The following is a 16,696-nucleotide window of genomic DNA, read 5'->3' on the forward strand; positions in this document are numbered from 1 at the left end:
TTTACTATCCTTCAACTACTTCCATTGCTTCTTCTGTGAAGAATTTAGCAGCGCTTTCAGTGAAGATTACCACGTTTGCATTTACCAGGTCGTAAGTGTTCATATCGCTCAGAACAGTTGTTTTGTTGCCAGCGATGTTACGGCCGCTCAGGTATACATTGGAATCGTATTCAGGCAATACCAGCAATGTCTTGCGGGCGCTTTTTGATACAGATCCGATTGCCCCTGCAAATGCTTTTGTTTTAGGAGCATCCATGTTCAGGTCTTCCATGATCACGAGCTGATTAGCGCGGGCTTTGTGAGACAAAGCAGAGATCTTGGCGAGATCCTTCACTTTACGGTTCAGTTTGAACTCATAAGTGTGCGGTTTAGGACCATTGATGGTACCACCACCTTTATACAATGGGTTACGGATGTTACCTTTACGGGAACCGCCGGTACCTTTTTGTTTGTGCAGTTTGCGGCTGGCACCTTTTACTTCTGCACGGGTTTTAGTGCTGTGCAGACCCAGGCGTTGTGCAGCGCGATATTGTTTAACAGCCAGGTAGATAACATGGTCGTTAGGTTCGATATTGAAGATGTCTTCCGGCAGATCTACTTTGCGGCCGGTTACTTCGCCTTTGCTATTTAATACGTCGAATTGCATTTTGATCTTTTATTAATTCTGGATTAACACAATAGAACCGTTGTGACCAGGTACGGAACCGCTGATCAGAATGTAGTTCTGTTCCGGAAATACTTTCACTACGCGCAGTGCTTTCACTTTCACGCGATCGCCACCCATACGGCCGGCCATACGCATGCCTTTGAACACGCGGCTTGGATAAGAGGATCCACCCACGGAACCCGGAGCGCGCTGACGGTCGTGCTGACCATGCGTAGCCTCACCTACCCCGCTAAAGCCATGACGTTTTACAACACCCTGGAAACCTTTACCTTTGGTAGTTCCTATAACACTTACTTTTTCACCTTCTGCGAAGATTTCGCAGGTGATTGATTCACCGAGTTGTTTTGAGATAGAACTGTTACGCAGTTCTTTCACTACAGATTTAGGCGCAGTACTGGCCTTAGAGAAGTGATTGATTAATGCTTTTGGTGTGTTTTTTTCTTTTGCTTCACCATAAGCGATCTGTAGCGCATTGTAGCCGTCTGTTTCAACGGTCTTTACTTGCGTTACCACACATGGACCAGCTTCGATAATGGTGCAGGCAGTCTGCTTTCCATTAGGCTCGAATATGCTGGTCATACCGATTTTTTTACCTATAATACCTTTCATTTTCTTGTATTTTGAACCAAGCGCCCGGATTCTATTTTGTGTGGACCGGGATTGGTGTTTTTCAAAAACCTAAAGAACTTTTCTATTTTGCTTTTATGCCTTTATTAGATGGATCATCCGATCTAATTACGCTTTAATTTCAACTTCAACACCACTGGGCAGATCCAATTTGGAAAGAGCATCTACCGTGCGGGAAGAAGAAGTGTAGATATCCAACAAACGCTTGTGTGTACACAGCTGGAATTGTTCGCGGGATTTTTTATTTACGTGCGGTGAACGCAGAACGGTAAATATTTTTTTCTCTGTGGGCAATGGAATGGGACCTGTTACAACGGCTCCCGTGTTGCGCACTGTTTTTACGATTTTATCTGCTGATTTGTCAACGAGATTATGATCGTAAGACTTCAGTTTGATTCTGATGCGTTGAGACATAACTTTCAAATAGCTTTATCCGTCAAAAAATTTTCGGACTGCAAAGGTAACTCCTATTTTTAATCCACCAAAAATTTTTTAAAGTTTTTTATATAAGAGCGCCCTTCCGTAAGCCGGTCTGCTATAGCCGGGATAAGACCAAATTCACATATCGCTTTCATTGCTAGCGATCCACGAAAAAAGCTGTCAGCACCGCAACCTCAGTCCGTTTTTTCCTCTCCGCCTGATAATACCGGTCGACATTGGATTTTTTAAAAAAAAGTTTTCCAATTTCCGCCACCTACCTAACACATTTACACTAAGCGCGTGAGGTATTTGCATATGTTTCGTTTTTTATCCTCAGCTTGATTGTTGAACCTATGCAGCCCCGGTTCAGGCACAGAATTTGATAAGCATACGATTATGAGAACCACTACCAAATCTATACGATGCCTCTGTGCTATCCTCGCTTTAGCAGGATTTGCCGCCTGCAAAAAAGAGCAGAAAAAAACGGAAACCCCCAATCCGCCGAATACGGTAACGGACAAACCACTTGATTCGTCCTACGTACTGTCGTTCGATGTGCCGGTTTCGCCGCAACCTAAACTGCTGAGCGCCATCGCTAAAATGGCTTATAAGAAGCCAAACTCATCCTACGGCACCTACTCTTACATCGATTTCCGTGTGAATGCCGACAATACGCTGGATGTGTACTGGCTGGATACCGATGAGCAACCGCACATCTCGCGGGTATCGGTAAGCGGCAAATCGCTGATCGAAGACATCAAAATCCCCAAGTTTATTACCGATACCGCCCAACGCTACATCGGCTTCGAAAAGCTGGGCCAGGACAAATTCATTATCGGGTACGCATGCAAAAACAGCTTTGGCCAGAATGTCGCAGAAGCCTGGTACACAGCCTTCAACAAAGACGGCAGTGTTATTTTTTCCACGCTGCTGTTTGGTGATAAAGACCTCACTACCGAAGACTCTCCCGGAGAGCCTGCACAGGCCGGCTCATCACTTATTCGCTACAATACCGTTACCAACACCGTTGCCCTTTACTTATCCCATCAGAAAATGACGGGCGGGAAGCGCCACCAGGCAGGTTTTTGTTGCTTCCTGGACGGCACAACCGGCAAGTTAAAACTGAATAGCGCAGGAGAAATGACCGGCGAGGGCTGGCATTCGTCGCACAATTTCGACCAGCGGGGCTTTTTCAATGCAGACAATGGCTTCTACACGCTCGCTCATGGAGACGGCTTCCCGCGTGCACTCATGGCTGCAACCTGGGACCCCAACCAGAGAAAAGCACTGTCCAAACTTGAATACTTTAAGTACAGCGGTGCCACCGGCGACCCCGTCACCAACACCACAACAGGTGATTTCACAGAATTATCCAACCGCGACGTAGCCGTATTGTATTCCACCTCCGAAGGCCGGACCCAACGTGACCTGCGCCTGGTATTACTCAGCGGCATGAATATAAATGCACCTGCAGTGAAGAAAGAAGTATGGATCACAGAACTGGCAAATGAGTATGTAGGCTGGGGTGCAAAAATCATCCAGTACAGCAGCACTACCGCACTGCTCGCCTGGAATACTTTCAGCACCACCAATGCCGGAACCGGTACGCATTTCCGCCTCGTGGACCTGGCAGGGGAAAAATTATATCCTGCTTACGACATGACGGAAACAGCACTGTATCCGCAGCAATCTTTCCGCTACAGCAATGATAAGAAATCAATATTCTTTGTTTCGTCCGGCACGGGTACATTAAAGGTGTATCAGGTGAAAGTAAACGACGCGTACTGATCGTAAAACACCGGAGTGATCGTGTTGTCACTCCGGAATTAAATACATCTCCTCAAGGAGTAGTCTTTTCTGAAGATTACTCCTATTTTTATGCCATATATCCACCTATGCACAGCTCAGACCATTGCCTCAATTGTCAGTCGCCTGCAGACCAGGCCTACTGCCCCGTCTGCGGACAAAAAACAGACACGCACCGCATTACCGTAAAGCATTTTGTGCTGCACGACCTGCTGCATGGCGTGTGGCACCTGGAAAAAGGGATATGGTTCACCCTGAAAGAAACGCTGTTCCGGCCGGGATATGCAGCGGTTAATTATATCGAGGGCAGACGGGTGCGCTACTACAATATATTTTACCTCACATTGCTTGTACTCGGATTTATACTGCTGCTGAGCCACTGGCAACACAAACTGTACCCGGCAGAGGGCGATATCATTCAATTTGAAGGGGACGGAACCGTGTTAAAACATTTTTTTGAAACATGGTCCAAACCGCTGATCTTCTCGTTCGTACCATTTACGGCAGCCTGTGCATGGATCGTCTTCAGGCGTCTGCGTTATAATTTCGCCGAGCATAATATCATCGGTGGCTTCTGCCTGCTGGCCATCACGCTTTACATCGCCCTCGAAACTATCGTGAGTTTATTACCCCCGGACGGAAAAATATCCGGGCCCGTTATTGATTGGTCCTCTCAGATCATCACGATTCTGATACTGCTGCAGCCACTGATCTGCTACCGGCAGGTGGCAAAGAAGAAATATACTACAGGCGGATTCATCTGGCGCATCGTGCTGTTGTACCTGCTGATGATCCTTGCCTTCATCCTGCTTGTGTTTGTGTGCATGGCCATTGTAAGCAAGGGAAATTTCGACGGGCGGTTTTCGCTATAAACCGGTCGGTTTTTTCAGCACGAGCTTATTGGTATGCAGTACAGGCTGATCGAACAGCTCGCGGTTGCGCACGCGCCTGCGCCGGTAAGTTTCCCTCAGCAATCTGGTTCTCACCAGGCTGTAAGCAAGGATCAGAACCATCGCCAGCGCGATATAGATAAATACCCAGAAGTGGAAGTAATGGATGATACATCCTGCCAGCGTACCGCCGGCAATATACCCTGCTGCGATCGCAAACATCTGTTTAAGTCTTGCAGATGCGGCAACACGCTGTGCAGGCTCCTGGAACCACTGGGCCGTATTGAGTGCGAGATCTGTTGTAAGACCGGTGAGATGGGTGGTTTTGAGCCCGAAGCCTTTCAGGGAAGCGGTCATACCGTTCTGCAGCCCCATTGCAAATAACAGCAGCGCAACCAGCAATTCGGTTTCCACCAGTGTTTCGGCATAGAAATAGTGTCCGTAAAAACCGGCTGCAAGCAGACAGGATATTTCCAGCAGCATCGGCACCACAGCCGGAGCGAACGAGAAAGAGGATGCCGCAGGACGCTTACGCATCAGGCTTCCGGAAAAGAAACTGCCCGCGAAATACATCGCAATCCACCCCAGGGCAGTCAATATCCGTACGAGATTACCCTTCGCTATCTCTGAAGCCAGTATGGCGTAGTGCCCGGTCACGTTGGATGAAAATGAAAAAAATAACACCAACGACGACACGTTTACCATACCTGCGGCAAAAGAGGTCATCATCGCAAATACGATGCGCCCCTTCAGTCTCCTGTTCTCTCTGTTCGTCATATTTATCGATCCTTCTTTTAAATCCTTGCAAATGTGATCCGCACAATACCGCGGGTCAGTTGCTCACTTTCAAAATGCAATACCATGCGCTTATCGTTCAACTCCACCAACTGATAGGTCTCCTCATAATCGTTGTTGTAACGGATACGCAGCACATTGCCGTTTCCGAGGATAGACCAGTCGAGGTGCACATCCTTATCCGCGGTGTGCAGGTCCAGCAGCGCTCCCGGGCGGAAATCCCACTGTTCGGCTTTATGGATGATCTTTGATTGAGAAATCAGATGCTTCACCGACTCTGACAATGGCTCTTTGCCGAACTGTACCGCACCTTTATTATCCGCCTTGGCGTAGGTCCAGGAAACTTCATCCCAGCGGCCCACAATGCGCTCTTCCGGACGCAGTTCCCGATCGCGGAACAATACCGCCGCTGCCAGCAACGAAAAGGGAATCAGCAGTGAACAAAATAATGTGATGTAGTATTTCATATTTTTTTCCTTTAACCGTTTGCTCCCGAAAAGCCAATCGCATCAAAGCGTTTCACCGACCAGGATATTTTGATCTTCTCCCGGAGCGACCTTTCGAGAAACGGCACCAGATCTTTACTGAGCCGGTGTGCCCGGGCAAACCGGAACGTTCCCGGCATGAATATCTGTGCTACTTCCTGTGCTTCTAGGAAATCGGAAAAAGATTGCTGCGTGTCTCCCAGAAACAATTCCACTTTCACAGAAGCCAGCTGGCGACCGTAAACCGTCTGGAGATCTTCGATTGCGTGCCGGAATTCAGCATTCATCAGCTTCATCAGCACGTTGGCTTTAGAGAAAAACAACATACCGGTAATCGACTCCCCGATAGCAATTCCATGTACCAGCAGTATATGCAGGGGTTCATGGGCACTGTTGAGCGCACTACGCACCAAAGCCAGCGAAGCAGGAGTAAAATCTGTGGGAATAAGAATCGTATGTGCCATTCTCGGGAATTTGACACAAACGTAGCCCCCTGATATTAGAGGGTATTTAGAGGCGCATTAGAAAACGATAAGAAAAGCGTTAGCGATTTGCTAATCCGTGAAAAACCGCGGCAGCTTCACCTCCACCGTTGTTCCGGCATTTACTTCGGAGGTGACGATCATTTCTCCCTCATGCATTTTCACGATGTTGCGGGTAAGCGGTAGCCCTATCCCGTATCCTTCGAACGGCGTGGTGTTGGAAGCCCTGAAAAACGGATCGTAGATATGATCGATCTCGGCTACCGGGATACCGATCCCCCGATCCTTTACCACAACCGCAACATAACGCTCGCTGCAGGCGATACTGACGTTCACCAGATCGTTGTGCGAGTATTTACAGGCGTTCAGAATGATATTGGAAAATGCCAGATGCAGCAATTGCTCGTTGCCGCGTGCTTTCAGCTTGCGCGGATTATCGGGCAATGATTCATAATCGAAGCGCACTTTACTCTGCGGATAGATACGTTTCACAGTGTCCTGAACATCGAACAGAAGCTGATCAATGCGCACCTTTTCAAAAATCAGCTGCTTACCGCGTAACCCTGTTTGTGCCAGATGCAGAAGCGCTTTTGTTTTGCGGTCCAGCTTCTCCGCTTCAGCAAGGATGTGCTGCAAAGCAAGCACATATTCTTCCTGACTGCGCGGACGTGCAAGTGCGATATCCGCTTCACCGATAATGGTGGTCAGCGGTGTGTTCAATTCATGCGAAGCGTTGCTGATGAAATTATTCTGTGTTTCAAAACTTGTCTCCAGCCGGTCCAGCATGCCGTTCATCGTACGCGTAAGCGATCCCAGTTCGTCATCGGTGCCAGGATCAGAAAGGCGGATGTTCAGATTTTCCGTTCCGATGCGCAACACATCTTCGGTGATCATTTTGATCGGCCTGAAGATCTTTTTAAACAGCCAGGAGGAAAGGAAAAAGATAATGATCGTCGAAGCAATGATCATTACAAACAGGAGTCTTGAGAGGTAAGACATCAGGTCGTCGAAATAATCATTTTCGGCCGAGGTGATCACAATATACGTGGCGCCGTTGTACGCCTTATGACGTATGCCGCAGAACAGCTGTTTCCCTTTGCGGAAAGTACCTTTTCCCTTTTCCCATACCGTCTCCAGGAAATGCTGATCGAAACCATCTTTTTCCGCCCAATAGCGCAGGGAATGGGCTGCATCTATCTGCAGGAAGTCGTCCTTTTCCCGCGGAAGCTTTACAAGATAATTAGTTTTAAACCGCGTGAGATGCAGGTTGTCGGGATCCAGCCTGATACGCGCCGCATAGTTGGCACGCGTTTCGAGGCGTTCATAGAAATCGGTAAAGGCAAAGTTAGAAATGAACACATACATGAACCCGCTGAACAGCAGGATGATTCCCACGATAATAGAGCTTAACAGCAATATGATGCGGTTGCGTGTTTTCATAGCTCGCTTTTCATGATGTATCCCATACCCGTAATGGTATGAATAAGGCGCGGCGCGCCCGCTGCCTCCAGCTTTTTACGCAGGTAATTTACATACACGTCCACAACGTTTGTGCTCATGTCTGCCTGTACCCCCCACACCTCATCAATGATATCCATGCGCGAGAGTGCACGCCGGGCATTCTTCATGAACATAAACAGCAGCCGGTATTCGGTAGCCGTCAGTGAAACAGGGGCATTCTCATAGTGAACGGATTTCGTCTGATCGTTCAGGGAAAGACCGGCAAAGGTCAGAACGGCGCCCTGATCCGGTTCGGCAATACGTTCCGCGCGGCGCAGCAGCGATCTTACACGCGCGGTGAGCTCGATAAATTTAAACGGCTTCACGAGATAATCGTCGGCGCCGGTATTCAGTCCCAGCGCCACGTTTTCGGCAGTGCCCAGCGCGGTAAGCAGCAGCAAGGGTAAATGCGACTGACGTCGTACCTGTGTACACACCTCCAGACCGCTGATACCCGGCAGCATGATATCCACTATGAGCAGATCAAAAGATCCCCGTTCAAATGCCGATAATCCTTCTTCACCGCTGGGTGCCGAGATCACGGAAAAAGACTCTTCCTCCAGCCCCTTTTTCACAAAGGCAGCCACGTGGGGATCATCTTCTATTAGCAGGATCTTTTTCAAGCCGGATTGGTTTACACAGGAATCAAAAATAAACAAATCCGCGTGCGGGCAAAATAAAAACGCAAGCCCTGAAAAGCAGAAAGGTCATCTTAAAGATGACCTTTCTGAAATAAGTGCGGCAGAGGAGATTCGAACTCCCATGCCCTTTAACAGGCGCTACCACCTCAAAGTAGTGCGTCTACCAGTTTCGCCACCGCCGCATTGGTGATTAAAAAACTCTTTCTGAGGTGCGCAAAAGTAATGTGTTCCTTTCAAAAAAACAAACCCTATTTACCTCCGAATATTCCGTTCAGTTCCAGTCGCCGTGCACGCCGTGCCGGAAAGACGGCTGCGAGCGCTCCCACAGAGCAAACAGTCAGTAAAACAACCAGTATGTCCGGCAGGCGGATCTCTACGGGGTAAGATTCAATAATGAATGCTCCCTGAATTTTCACCAGTCCCCAGCGGGTCTGAGCCCAGCAGAGCAACAGCCCGGTCAGCAACCCTACAGAAGCTCCTACAAGCGCCCAGAGTACACCTTCGGCCATAACGATGCGCCCCAGGTAAGCAGGCACAAAGCCCATCGCACGGAGGATACCCATATCTTTCTGCTTTTCGAGCACGAGCAGCGACAGTGCGCTGATCATATTGAACGAAGCGATCAGCAATACAAACAACAGAATCGCATACCCGGCCCACTTTTCCGATTTCAGCACCATATACACCGCCTTATTCTGTTCGTAGCGGGTACTGACCACATAAGCAGGTCCTAATTTATCCTGTATCTCTTTTTTAACGGCATCCAGATCCGCGCCGGCTTGCAGCTTCAGCTCCAGTGAAGACACTTTTCCATCCTGCAGGAACAGCTTTCTCACGGTGTTCAGCGGTGCGATAATATACTTTGAGTCCAGTTCTTCCTGCACACTGAAACTGCCGTCAGGCTTCAGTATCGCAGACTGAAAAGCTTCGGAAGGGGAAAGACTGGCCACGGGGGCGTCTGGATTCGGATAGTAAACAGATATGCGGGAAAATACGTTATCCACGTCCACGCCCAGGCTGGCGGCGACATACTGCCCCACAATGGCTGTGGCGAGCAGACTGCTTTCCATCAGTGTATCCACTCCTTTAACGATGCTGGGCTTCAGGTTATTCACCTGGAAGAAGGCACGGTCGACCCCTTTGAGCACTACAGGAATGGTTTCACCCGATTCTGTATTAACGAGCACATTGTCTTCAATCACGGCCGAAATGTAAGCCACTCGGCTGTTTGATTTCAATGCCTGCTCTGCCTGTTGCCGGGGATCGAAAAATTTACCTTTTGCAGCACTGATACGGATGTCCGGGTAGAAAGTACTGTACAAACTATTGATCAGCGATTCGAAGCCGTTAAAAACGGAAAACAGGATGATCATGGCAGCGCTGCTCACGGCAATGGCAGCCATACTGATACGGGAAAGTACCGGCACGGCATTAGCTGAACCTTTTCCCCGCAGATAGCGCAGGGCAATACGCATTACCAGAGAGACTCCTGCCATGAAGATCTTTACTCAGCAGCCTGATCGTTGTCTTTCTTTTCGTTATTGATCTGTTTGAATATTTCTTCCATGCGGAACACATAATCCAGTGTGTCATCCAGGAAAAATTCCAGATGCGGCACCCGGCGCAACTGGTTGCGCACGCGTTCACCCAACGATCTGCGGTATTCCCAGGCATGCTCTTTTATTTCGTGCAGCGCCTTCTGAGGCTCGGGAATCTGAAAAAGAGACAGGTACACACGTGCTTCGAGCAGGTCGGGTGTCATCACCACCTTTGCGATGGATAACATACCTCCATGAAATATGTTGACGCCTGAGCGCTGAAATATTTCGTTTAATTCCGCCTGCACTAATTTCGCAACCTGCTTCTGCCGTTTCGTTTCTTCCATATATAATATATTTATCGGATCTGTACAGATCCCAGGGCCCAAAGGTAAGCCTTTGATGTGCTTTTACAGGGCATTACGCCCGGAAATGTGGGAATGTTATGATGGAGCAATGCATCAGCGGCGTATGGTCACTTTTGTACCCACACCCACCAGCGAGAACAGCTCTTCAATATCTTTATTTTTGATCGCTACGCAGCCGTCTGTCCACCCTACACCCATTTCAATCATATCGTCTCCTCCTTTCCAGATACCGTGGATGCCGATATCTCCGCCGATGCGTGCATCTGCGGGTATTTTTCCCTGCTTTTTCAGCATATTGAACCGTGCGTAAGCCGAATCGTTCGGGTAGCTCAGCAACATAAATTTGTTGTACTTGGAGGCCGGATTTTTATTGGTGATCGTAAACTTCCCTTCCGGTGTGTTACGGTCACCTTCCATAAGCTTATTGAATTTGGGGTTAGGACCAAACACTGCCTTATAGGAGCGGATCAGCCTGTTGCGGTAATATAAGCCCACCCTGTAGCTGGATTTACTGACAACTATTTCCAACAGGTTTTTGACGAGCGTATCTGGGCGTATCGGCACGTGCAATTCAGTCACGGCAGGGCCTTTGGTGATGAAAATGGTCTCCGTTACACGGACATTACCCTTAGAGTATTGAACGGTACGGATAATATGCCCTTTCCCGTCGTCTTCTTCGCGCACGAGCTTAAGGTTTTTCACAGGCGCGTCCTTATCCACTTCAAGACCCTGTGCCTTTACTACCGGATAAGCGAACAATACCAGGTATAATAAGAAACAAAGCTTTTTACTCCACATATTTTAAACTCCGGCTGTTGATTGTTTTAGATAGATTTCATTCAGAAATCATCTTATAAATATACGAATTAGCCGGAAAATAAACAAGTGACCCGTCAAAACAGGCATGCAAATGCCTCAGCAAGAGGGGACAAAGACAAAAAAAAAGAGACCGCCACTGCAACAGGGCGGTCTCCGTAATTATGAGATTCAATGCTTATTCAGCTACTACTTCGAATTCGAGTTCTACGATATTCTCTTTACCGAAATCGATTTGTGCTTTGTAAGTACCGGCTTCTTTCACCTCATCGATGATGCTGATACGGCGACGGTCGATTTCATATCCTTTTTGTTCGCGGATAGCGCGAGCCAGTTGGATAGCGGTAACGGAACCGAAGATTTTACCGCTGGTACCGATTTTAGCGCCCAGTTTCACCGGAGCTGATTTCAGTGCAGCAGATACGTTAGCGATTTCAGCCAGCAGTTTTGCTTCTTTTTTCTCAGCTTGCTTACGGCGTTCCTGCATTACTTTAACGTTGCTGGAGCTCGCCTCGATAGCAAATTTCTGAGGGATCAGGAAGTTGCGGGCATATCCCGGGCGTACTTCTACCAGTTCGTTGGCACCGCCCAAATTATCTACATCTTTTATCAATATAACTTGCATGATAATTTCTTATTTTAAAAGGTCAGTTACATAAGGCAGAAGCGCCATTTGGCGGGCCTTTTTAATAGCGTGCGCAACTTTGCGCTGGAATTTCAGGGAGTTTCCGGTGATGCGGCGAGGCAGCATTTTACCTTGCTCGTTCACAAATTTTTTCAGGAACTCTGCGTCCTTATAATCTACGTATCTGATACCGAGTTTTTTGAAACGGCAGTATTTCTTAGCGCGCTTCTCTACCCGGGTAGAAGTAAGATATTTAATATCGTTTTGCTTAGCCATTTTGAAAATGATTTTGAGAGAAAAGTAATCTTAAGCGGTAGCTTCAGCGTTTTTGTTGCGCTTTTTCAGGTTGTACGCTACAGCATGCTTGTCGAGTTTGTTCACCATGTGACGCATTACGTTTTCGTCACGGTTCATTTGCAATTCAAGTTTTGCAATCAGCTCGGTAGGAGCGTTGAACTCACAAACCCAGTACAAACCGGTAGTTTTTTTCTCAATCGGATACGCCAGTGAGCGCAATCCCCACGGATTCAGGTGTGCAATTTCGCCACCATTTTCTTTGATAAAGTCCGCGAACTTTTTCTGAGCTCCTTTGAAGTCATCTTCAGCCAATACCGGTGTGAAGATTACCATCAGCTCATAGTTTTGTGTTGCCATAAAAAAATTTAGCTGTTAAAAAATACCCCTCACTATCCGGCAGCAACTGCGGTTATCTCCTTTTACGGAAACAGCCGGATACGTTTTTGGGACTGCAAAAGTACGATTTTCCCGATTTAAAACGCACTTTTTTGAAATATTTCTCCCGATCCTTCATTAAAAAAGAAAGGGGTTGAAAACCAATATTTTCAACCCCTGTTCTGCTATGATTCTTTTTAGCGGACCTTATTAATCTTCTGTACCTGCAGCAGCCTACCCTCTTTATCTGCCACATGCAACAGGTATAATCCATCCGAAAGTCCGGAAACATCCAGTTTGTCTGCCGTCACCGCAGGCATTACCAAACGGCCTGTCAGATCGGTCAGCGACAACACTGCTGCTCCGCCGGCTTCCACATATACCATATCCTTAACCGGATTAGGGTAAACCCGTACTGCACCCGGTGTGTTCAGGTTGCTGACACCCAGACTGTACAGAAATACCTCGGATTTAGCGGTACAGCCATTGCTGTCGGTAACCGCAACCGAGTATGCAGCATCATCCAGTACATAATACAGCGCGTTGGTAGCGTCGGAGCCGGGTATCAGCACATTATTACGGTACCACTGATAGGTATAGAATTTCTGTGTTACGCCCAGTACGCGCGGGCGCACATAGTACACAACAGGATCCGGCAGCGGGTAGACCCTAACCACGATCGGTGCGGAGAGACTGGGACAACCAAGCACGGTATTTGTTTCTACCTGGTAAGTGCCTGACGTGCTGATCACCAGATGATCATCTGTTTCGCCCGGGATAAAGGAGCCGTTCTTTTTCCATTGATAGGTATAACCGCGACCTTTATTTGCCTGTACTACCACAGCGCTTGATTCGCAGAAATTCAGTGAATCGTAATAAGTGATCACTGCCGGCGGCGGCGGCACAACCGTCATGCGGAAGGGTTTGGAGTAATAAAAACAACCTGTAACGGTATCGTACACCCTTAAAATATAAGTTGCCGTACTCGATGTTACGCCGATTGATTTAGTGGTCGCTCCCGGAACAACCGTAGAATCCCGGAGCCACTGTACCGAGGTGCGGGAATAATAGGAGGGGTAAGAGCCGGTGAGGAAGGGCAGGTTTGCAGAGCATGCCGTATCAAAGCCGGAACCGGAAACAACGAGTATATCGTGTGCAGGTGGTTGTGAACCGGCGAACTCAACAGCACCTATATCCGAAGAACCGAAACCACGTGCAGCATCCTTTATATCAAGGGATACGGTATTATCGGTTGCGGTTGCTTCAGCAAGACTCAGTCCTGATGGTGCATAGATTCCGGCCGATCCCGACAAATTGTTTTCTATAACCGTTGCGGATTCGCGGGTTTTGGATGTACCCTGCATAAAAGTATGGTAGACACTTTTGTCGCAGGTGCTATTGAAAAACGGATCGTTTACAATGTTTTTAGTGGTGTTTGCAGTAAGTCCCGACTGATGAAAACCATTCACCAGGCCGCTGTTGGCAGTACCTTCCACATAGAGATAGTTATTACTTCCTGAAGGCGTGTAATACACATTCGAAGACGCAGTGAACGCAGACAGCGAAGGCGCGGCCCCCGGAGCTCCTGCTGTACCGCGCAAAGCCGTGGCGTTGTTTGCTGCACCCGCCACCACGTTTACACGAAGTATATTATTCTGGATTTTGTTGCTTCCGGCTGAATTGTAGAGCATACCCGTTGCACCATAACCTGTTGCGGTGGAGCTTCCGCTCTTCAGATTAACAGTATTGTAATACAGGTTGTTCGTTCCGGTAGCGTAGCTGGCGATTCCGAAAGACGATGAAAACAGGGAAGTATTACCGGCTGCGGTCACATCAGAAACGATATTGTTATTCACATTGTAGGTAGCCGTTCCTCCAAGCATCGAAATACCCACAGCGGTATCTCCACTTCCGGAAGCAGTAATATTGTAGATCAGGTTGGCGGATATGGTTGCCGTGCCGGTCACATTTGTTGTTCCGGGAGCGATAGAGATCCCTTGTGCACTACCGGTGGTTGCGCTCGTGGACAGATCATGAACGGAACTCTTTGTGATATTGAGCGTACCGACACCATAACCGGTGTACCCGGCCTGAATACCGTATACCGAAGCTCCGGAACTCAGGGAAAAAATTGTGTCTTTATCCAGTAGCGCAGTAGCGCCGTATGAAGCTTCAATACCGATCAGAGAGCCGGTTCCGAATTTCAGATTTTTAATAATGTTGGCGGTAGCTTTTGCAGTAACAAGCGAAGAGGATCCGGTACGGATTCCGATACCCGGAGTACTCACGGCGGATGCGTCTATATTGGAAATAATATTCCCGAGAATGGTTGCCGTATTAGCCGTATTCACAAATTGCTGGCCGATGCTGATCCCGCGGAATGCGCTGGCGTTGCCGCTCAACACAATATTATCGATCGTGTTGTATTCCAGATCCGGATTAGCGCTCGTGGAACTGATGTCCTGGATGCCATAAATATAGCTGCTGGTATTCAGCGTCGAATTGATGAACTGGTTATTCTTAACAATCGAAGTGGCGGCATAACCGTAAGGGCTTGCGATTTGTCCGTTGCGGATTCCGATCAGCGGCATATTGGTCGCTACACTGTTAGACCAGCTCTGAAGTACATTGTCGTGAATATTCAGTGTGCCCAGATTATTTTCCACACGGATACCTTCCAACCCGCAGGAGCTTCCCGCTGTGGCCAGTTGAATTTTATTGCGGGAGATCTCTGTGGTGCCATTACCATACAGGGAGCTGTAAACACCTATTGCATAGTTGCCGGCAGTTCCGCCCACGGTAAGGTTGATGTCATTCTGATCGCACAGCAATGCATCATGCAATGCCGTCGTTTTTACACCGTCCTGGAAAATACCTACGATTGTGTTCGTAGTCGGGGCCACACCTCCTGCTTCAAGATTATACAGATGACAATCATAGACCATATCGTTGCCGACATTGATCATATACATACCGTTATGTGTAAAATTCTGAACGCACACTCCACGGAATGTAAAATTCCCGTCATTGAACGCGCTTCCGTCGGCAGGTAATTGCTTGGACTTACACCATACACCGTGATTCACATTCACGACTGTATCATACAACATGTAAAAACCCTCGTGCGAACCTTCGTAAACTGTCGGCGCCGGCAGATCTGCAGTAGACAGATAGGTGCAGTTCCCTACGAAAAAACCTGCAGTTCCGTAGTGAGACATCCCGGTTGCAGCGGTATTGTTCGCGTTATTCAGCGTTACGTTACAGTCTTCAAAGCTGACCGTTTTACAGCCGTCATTGGAATTGAATTTCACGACGGAAAAACCGTGTTCCATCTGGGTGGTGGCTGTTGTATTCGATGATGCTTCAAACAGATTCAGCGTTTTGACCGTAATGAAATCGGATCCCTGTATCGTAAAAATGGCATCGTGTGCTCCTGAACCGGATGCGGCGGTGATATTATTGTTATTGCCGACAATCGTAACGGTACGGGTGGCAGATGTGGCATTAGGTCCTGAATTCAGAACTGCACTACCCAGCAGATATCCGCCGGAGGGAGCCGTTTCCGTGACCAGACCGGGCAGAAGTGTAATCACAACAGGACCGGCGCCGGTCATTCCATACAGGTTAAGACTGTCTATAGCAACTCTGAGGGTGGGAAGCTTACCCGAAGGAACCGTGTAGGGTCCGGACATGGCTATTGCATTTACCGTAAAAATGCAACATGTCGCTGCAAGTGCAAGTAACTTTCTCATAAAAAGGCAGATGATTTGACTTGGAAAATAGTCAGGCAAGATAATTTGTTTTTTGCAGCAATGAAAGCATTTTGCCTCATTTCTGTAATGAAAATGGACGCTCTTCCGAGCGTCCATTTTCTATATTCGGCAGTAAGCAGATTACTTACCGGAGACTTTCGTCACACGTTGTTGTGCGATCTGTTGTACCCCGTCTTTATCCAGGATCACAAACATATACACGCCGTCTGCAAGCTTGCCAAGATCCACTTCCTTCGTATCGCGACTGCGGATAATCACACGACCACTCAGATCCTTAACCTGTACCTGCACAGCCATCGGACTTTCGATCGTTACTTTTCCACTTGTCGGATTCGGGAACACACGGATCTCTGATGAAGCAACACTGCTGTTGTCGATGCTCAGCCAGCTGTCCATCGCTTCTACCGGAGTAGACTCTCCGTCACAGTTGTTCGTACCCGTTACACGTACTTTGTACATCCCTTTCAGAGACATTACATAAGTACGGGAGGTTGCTCCCGGGATATCCACACCGTTGCGGATCCATTGGTAGAACGGATAAGACAGTGTTGTCGAAAGCGTGTCACCAATACGGGAGATTACCGGTACCGG

The 16,696-nt window shown here is 48.1% G+C and carries 18 protein-coding genes and 1 tRNA gene; 2 read left to right on the top strand and 17 right to left on the bottom strand.

What is annotated here, in order from left to right:
• Positions 1-4: 4 nt before the first annotated feature.
• From rplD to rpsJ, 3 genes are all read right to left on the bottom strand, one after another.
• Positions 5-646 carry a 50S ribosomal protein L4 gene (rplD, locus tag ABD846_RS05250; RefSeq protein ID WP_344823435.1) on the bottom strand — a complete coding sequence of 214 codons (642 nt, stop codon included), beginning with the start codon at positions 644-646 and terminating at the stop codon, positions 5-7.
• 12 nt (positions 647-658) lie between these two features.
• The gene (rplC, locus tag ABD846_RS05255) at positions 659-1,276 is read right to left on the bottom strand and encodes a 50S ribosomal protein L3 (protein ID WP_344823437.1); all 618 of its coding nucleotides are present in this window, start codon (positions 1,274-1,276) and stop codon (positions 659-661) included.
• Between the two features lie 126 nt (positions 1,277-1,402).
• The gene (gene rpsJ, locus ABD846_RS05260) at positions 1,403-1,708 is read right to left on the bottom strand and encodes a 30S ribosomal protein S10 (protein WP_105039996.1); all 306 of its coding nucleotides are present in this window, start codon (positions 1,706-1,708) and stop codon (positions 1,403-1,405) included.
• 402 nt (positions 1,709-2,110) lie between these two features.
• On the opposite strand from rpsJ, the gene ABD846_RS05265 reads away from it, so the two are divergent.
• Both ABD846_RS05265 and ABD846_RS05270 read left to right on the top strand, forming a co-directional pair.
• Positions 2,111-3,502, top strand: coding sequence for a hypothetical protein (locus tag ABD846_RS05265; RefSeq protein ID WP_344823443.1), 1,392 nt, complete (start codon positions 2,111-2,113; stop codon positions 3,500-3,502).
• A gap of 107 nt (positions 3,503-3,609) precedes the next feature.
• Positions 3,610-4,392 carry a DUF3667 domain-containing protein gene (locus tag ABD846_RS05270; protein WP_344823446.1) on the top strand — a complete coding sequence of 261 codons (783 nt, stop codon included), beginning with the start codon at positions 3,610-3,612 and terminating at the stop codon, positions 4,390-4,392.
• Here ABD846_RS05270 and ABD846_RS05275 read toward each other — a convergent pair.
• From ABD846_RS05275 to ABD846_RS05340, 14 genes are all read right to left on the bottom strand, one after another.
• Positions 4,387-5,187 (bottom strand): YoaK family protein, encoded by an 801-nt coding sequence (locus ABD846_RS05275; protein WP_344823449.1) that lies wholly within the window; start codon positions 5,185-5,187, stop codon positions 4,387-4,389. The two genes, ABD846_RS05270 and ABD846_RS05275, sit on opposite strands and share 6 nt — an antisense overlap.
• Positions 5,188-5,204: 17 nt before the next feature.
• Positions 5,205-5,672, bottom strand: coding sequence for a lipocalin-like domain-containing protein (locus ABD846_RS05280; protein ID WP_344823451.1), 468 nt, complete (start codon positions 5,670-5,672; stop codon positions 5,205-5,207).
• Between the two features lie 11 nt (positions 5,673-5,683).
• Entirely contained in the window at positions 5,684-6,154 is a 471-nt protein-coding gene (locus ABD846_RS05285) for a hypothetical protein (protein WP_344823454.1), read from the bottom strand.
• Between the two features lie 90 nt (positions 6,155-6,244).
• Positions 6,245-7,612 (bottom strand): sensor histidine kinase, encoded by a 1,368-nt coding sequence (locus ABD846_RS05290; protein ID WP_344823457.1) that lies wholly within the window; start codon positions 7,610-7,612, stop codon positions 6,245-6,247.
• Entirely contained in the window at positions 7,609-8,295 is a 687-nt protein-coding gene (locus tag ABD846_RS05295) for a response regulator transcription factor (protein ID WP_344823460.1), read from the bottom strand. The genes ABD846_RS05290 and ABD846_RS05295 overlap by 4 nt, the downstream gene beginning before the upstream one ends.
• A 114-nt stretch (positions 8,296-8,409) precedes the next feature.
• Positions 8,410-8,495, bottom strand: a tRNA-Leu gene (locus ABD846_RS05300).
• Between the two features lie 66 nt (positions 8,496-8,561).
• Entirely contained in the window at positions 8,562-9,809 is a 1,248-nt protein-coding gene (locus ABD846_RS05305; protein WP_344823464.1) for an FtsX-like permease family protein, read from the bottom strand.
• 8 nt (positions 9,810-9,817) lie between these two features.
• Positions 9,818-10,198 carry a 30S ribosome-binding factor RbfA gene (gene rbfA, locus ABD846_RS05310; protein WP_344823466.1) on the bottom strand — a complete coding sequence of 127 codons (381 nt, stop codon included), beginning with the start codon at positions 10,196-10,198 and terminating at the stop codon, positions 9,818-9,820.
• A 114-nt stretch (positions 10,199-10,312) separates the two neighbouring features.
• Positions 10,313-11,017 (bottom strand): L,D-transpeptidase family protein, encoded by a 705-nt coding sequence (locus ABD846_RS05315; protein ID WP_344823468.1) that lies wholly within the window; start codon positions 11,015-11,017, stop codon positions 10,313-10,315.
• A 196-nt stretch (positions 11,018-11,213) separates the two neighbouring features.
• The gene (rplI, locus tag ABD846_RS05320) at positions 11,214-11,660 is read right to left on the bottom strand and encodes a 50S ribosomal protein L9 (RefSeq protein WP_344823471.1); all 447 of its coding nucleotides are present in this window, start codon (positions 11,658-11,660) and stop codon (positions 11,214-11,216) included.
• Between the two features lie 9 nt (positions 11,661-11,669).
• Complete coding sequence (gene rpsR / locus ABD846_RS05325; RefSeq protein ID WP_344823474.1) at positions 11,670-11,936, bottom strand: 30S ribosomal protein S18; 267 nt, start codon at positions 11,934-11,936, stop codon at positions 11,670-11,672.
• 30 nt (positions 11,937-11,966) lie between these two features.
• The gene (rpsF, locus tag ABD846_RS05330; protein ID WP_344823476.1) at positions 11,967-12,314 is read right to left on the bottom strand and encodes a 30S ribosomal protein S6; all 348 of its coding nucleotides are present in this window, start codon (positions 12,312-12,314) and stop codon (positions 11,967-11,969) included.
• 215 nt (positions 12,315-12,529) lie between these two features.
• Positions 12,530-16,084 (bottom strand): T9SS type A sorting domain-containing protein, encoded by a 3,555-nt coding sequence (locus tag ABD846_RS05335; protein ID WP_344823479.1) that lies wholly within the window; start codon positions 16,082-16,084, stop codon positions 12,530-12,532.
• A 141-nt stretch (positions 16,085-16,225) separates the two neighbouring features.
• Positions 16,226-16,696: T9SS type A sorting domain-containing protein (locus ABD846_RS05340; protein WP_344823481.1), on the bottom strand; the 471-nt coding region annotated here is incomplete at its 5' end.

This window comes from Rurimicrobium arvi, from assembly GCF_039540495.1.
In the GTDB taxonomy this organism is placed as follows: Bacteria; Bacteroidota; Bacteroidia; order Chitinophagales; family Chitinophagaceae; genus Rurimicrobium; species Rurimicrobium arvi.

Coding starts and splice junctions, on each gene's coding strand:
- rplD (WP_344823435.1), bottom strand. CDS start 646: ATGCAATTCGACGTATTAAATAGCAAAGGCGAAGTAACCGGCCGCAAA.
- rplC (WP_344823437.1), bottom strand. CDS start 1,276: ATGAAAGGTATTATAGGTAAAAAAATCGGTATGACCAGCATATTCGAG.
- rpsJ (WP_105039996.1), bottom strand. CDS start 1,708: ATGTCTCAACGCATCAGAATCAAACTGAAGTCTTACGATCATAATCTC.
- ABD846_RS05265 (WP_344823443.1), top strand. CDS start 2,111: ATGAGAACCACTACCAAATCTATACGATGCCTCTGTGCTATCCTCGCT.
- ABD846_RS05270 (WP_344823446.1), top strand. CDS start 3,610: ATGCACAGCTCAGACCATTGCCTCAATTGTCAGTCGCCTGCAGACCAG.
- ABD846_RS05275 (WP_344823449.1), bottom strand. CDS start 5,187: ATGACGAACAGAGAGAACAGGAGACTGAAGGGGCGCATCGTATTTGCG.
- ABD846_RS05280 (WP_344823451.1), bottom strand. CDS start 5,672: ATGAAATACTACATCACATTATTTTGTTCACTGCTGATTCCCTTTTCG.
- ABD846_RS05285 (WP_344823454.1), bottom strand. CDS start 6,154: ATGGCACATACGATTCTTATTCCCACAGATTTTACTCCTGCTTCGCTG.
- ABD846_RS05290 (WP_344823457.1), bottom strand. CDS start 7,612: ATGAAAACACGCAACCGCATCATATTGCTGTTAAGCTCTATTATCGTG.
- ABD846_RS05305 (WP_344823464.1), bottom strand. CDS start 9,809: ATGGCAGGAGTCTCTCTGGTAATGCGTATTGCCCTGCGCTATCTGCGG.
- rbfA (WP_344823466.1), bottom strand. CDS start 10,198: ATGGAAGAAACGAAACGGCAGAAGCAGGTTGCGAAATTAGTGCAGGCG.
- ABD846_RS05315 (WP_344823468.1), bottom strand. CDS start 11,017: ATGTGGAGTAAAAAGCTTTGTTTCTTATTATACCTGGTATTGTTCGCT.
- rplI (WP_344823471.1), bottom strand. CDS start 11,660: ATGCAAGTTATATTGATAAAAGATGTAGATAATTTGGGCGGTGCCAAC.
- rpsR (WP_344823474.1), bottom strand. CDS start 11,936: ATGGCTAAGCAAAACGATATTAAATATCTTACTTCTACCCGGGTAGAG.
- rpsF (WP_344823476.1), bottom strand. CDS start 12,314: ATGGCAACACAAAACTATGAGCTGATGGTAATCTTCACACCGGTATTG.
- ABD846_RS05335 (WP_344823479.1), bottom strand. CDS start 16,084: ATGAGAAAGTTACTTGCACTTGCAGCGACATGTTGCATTTTTACGGTA.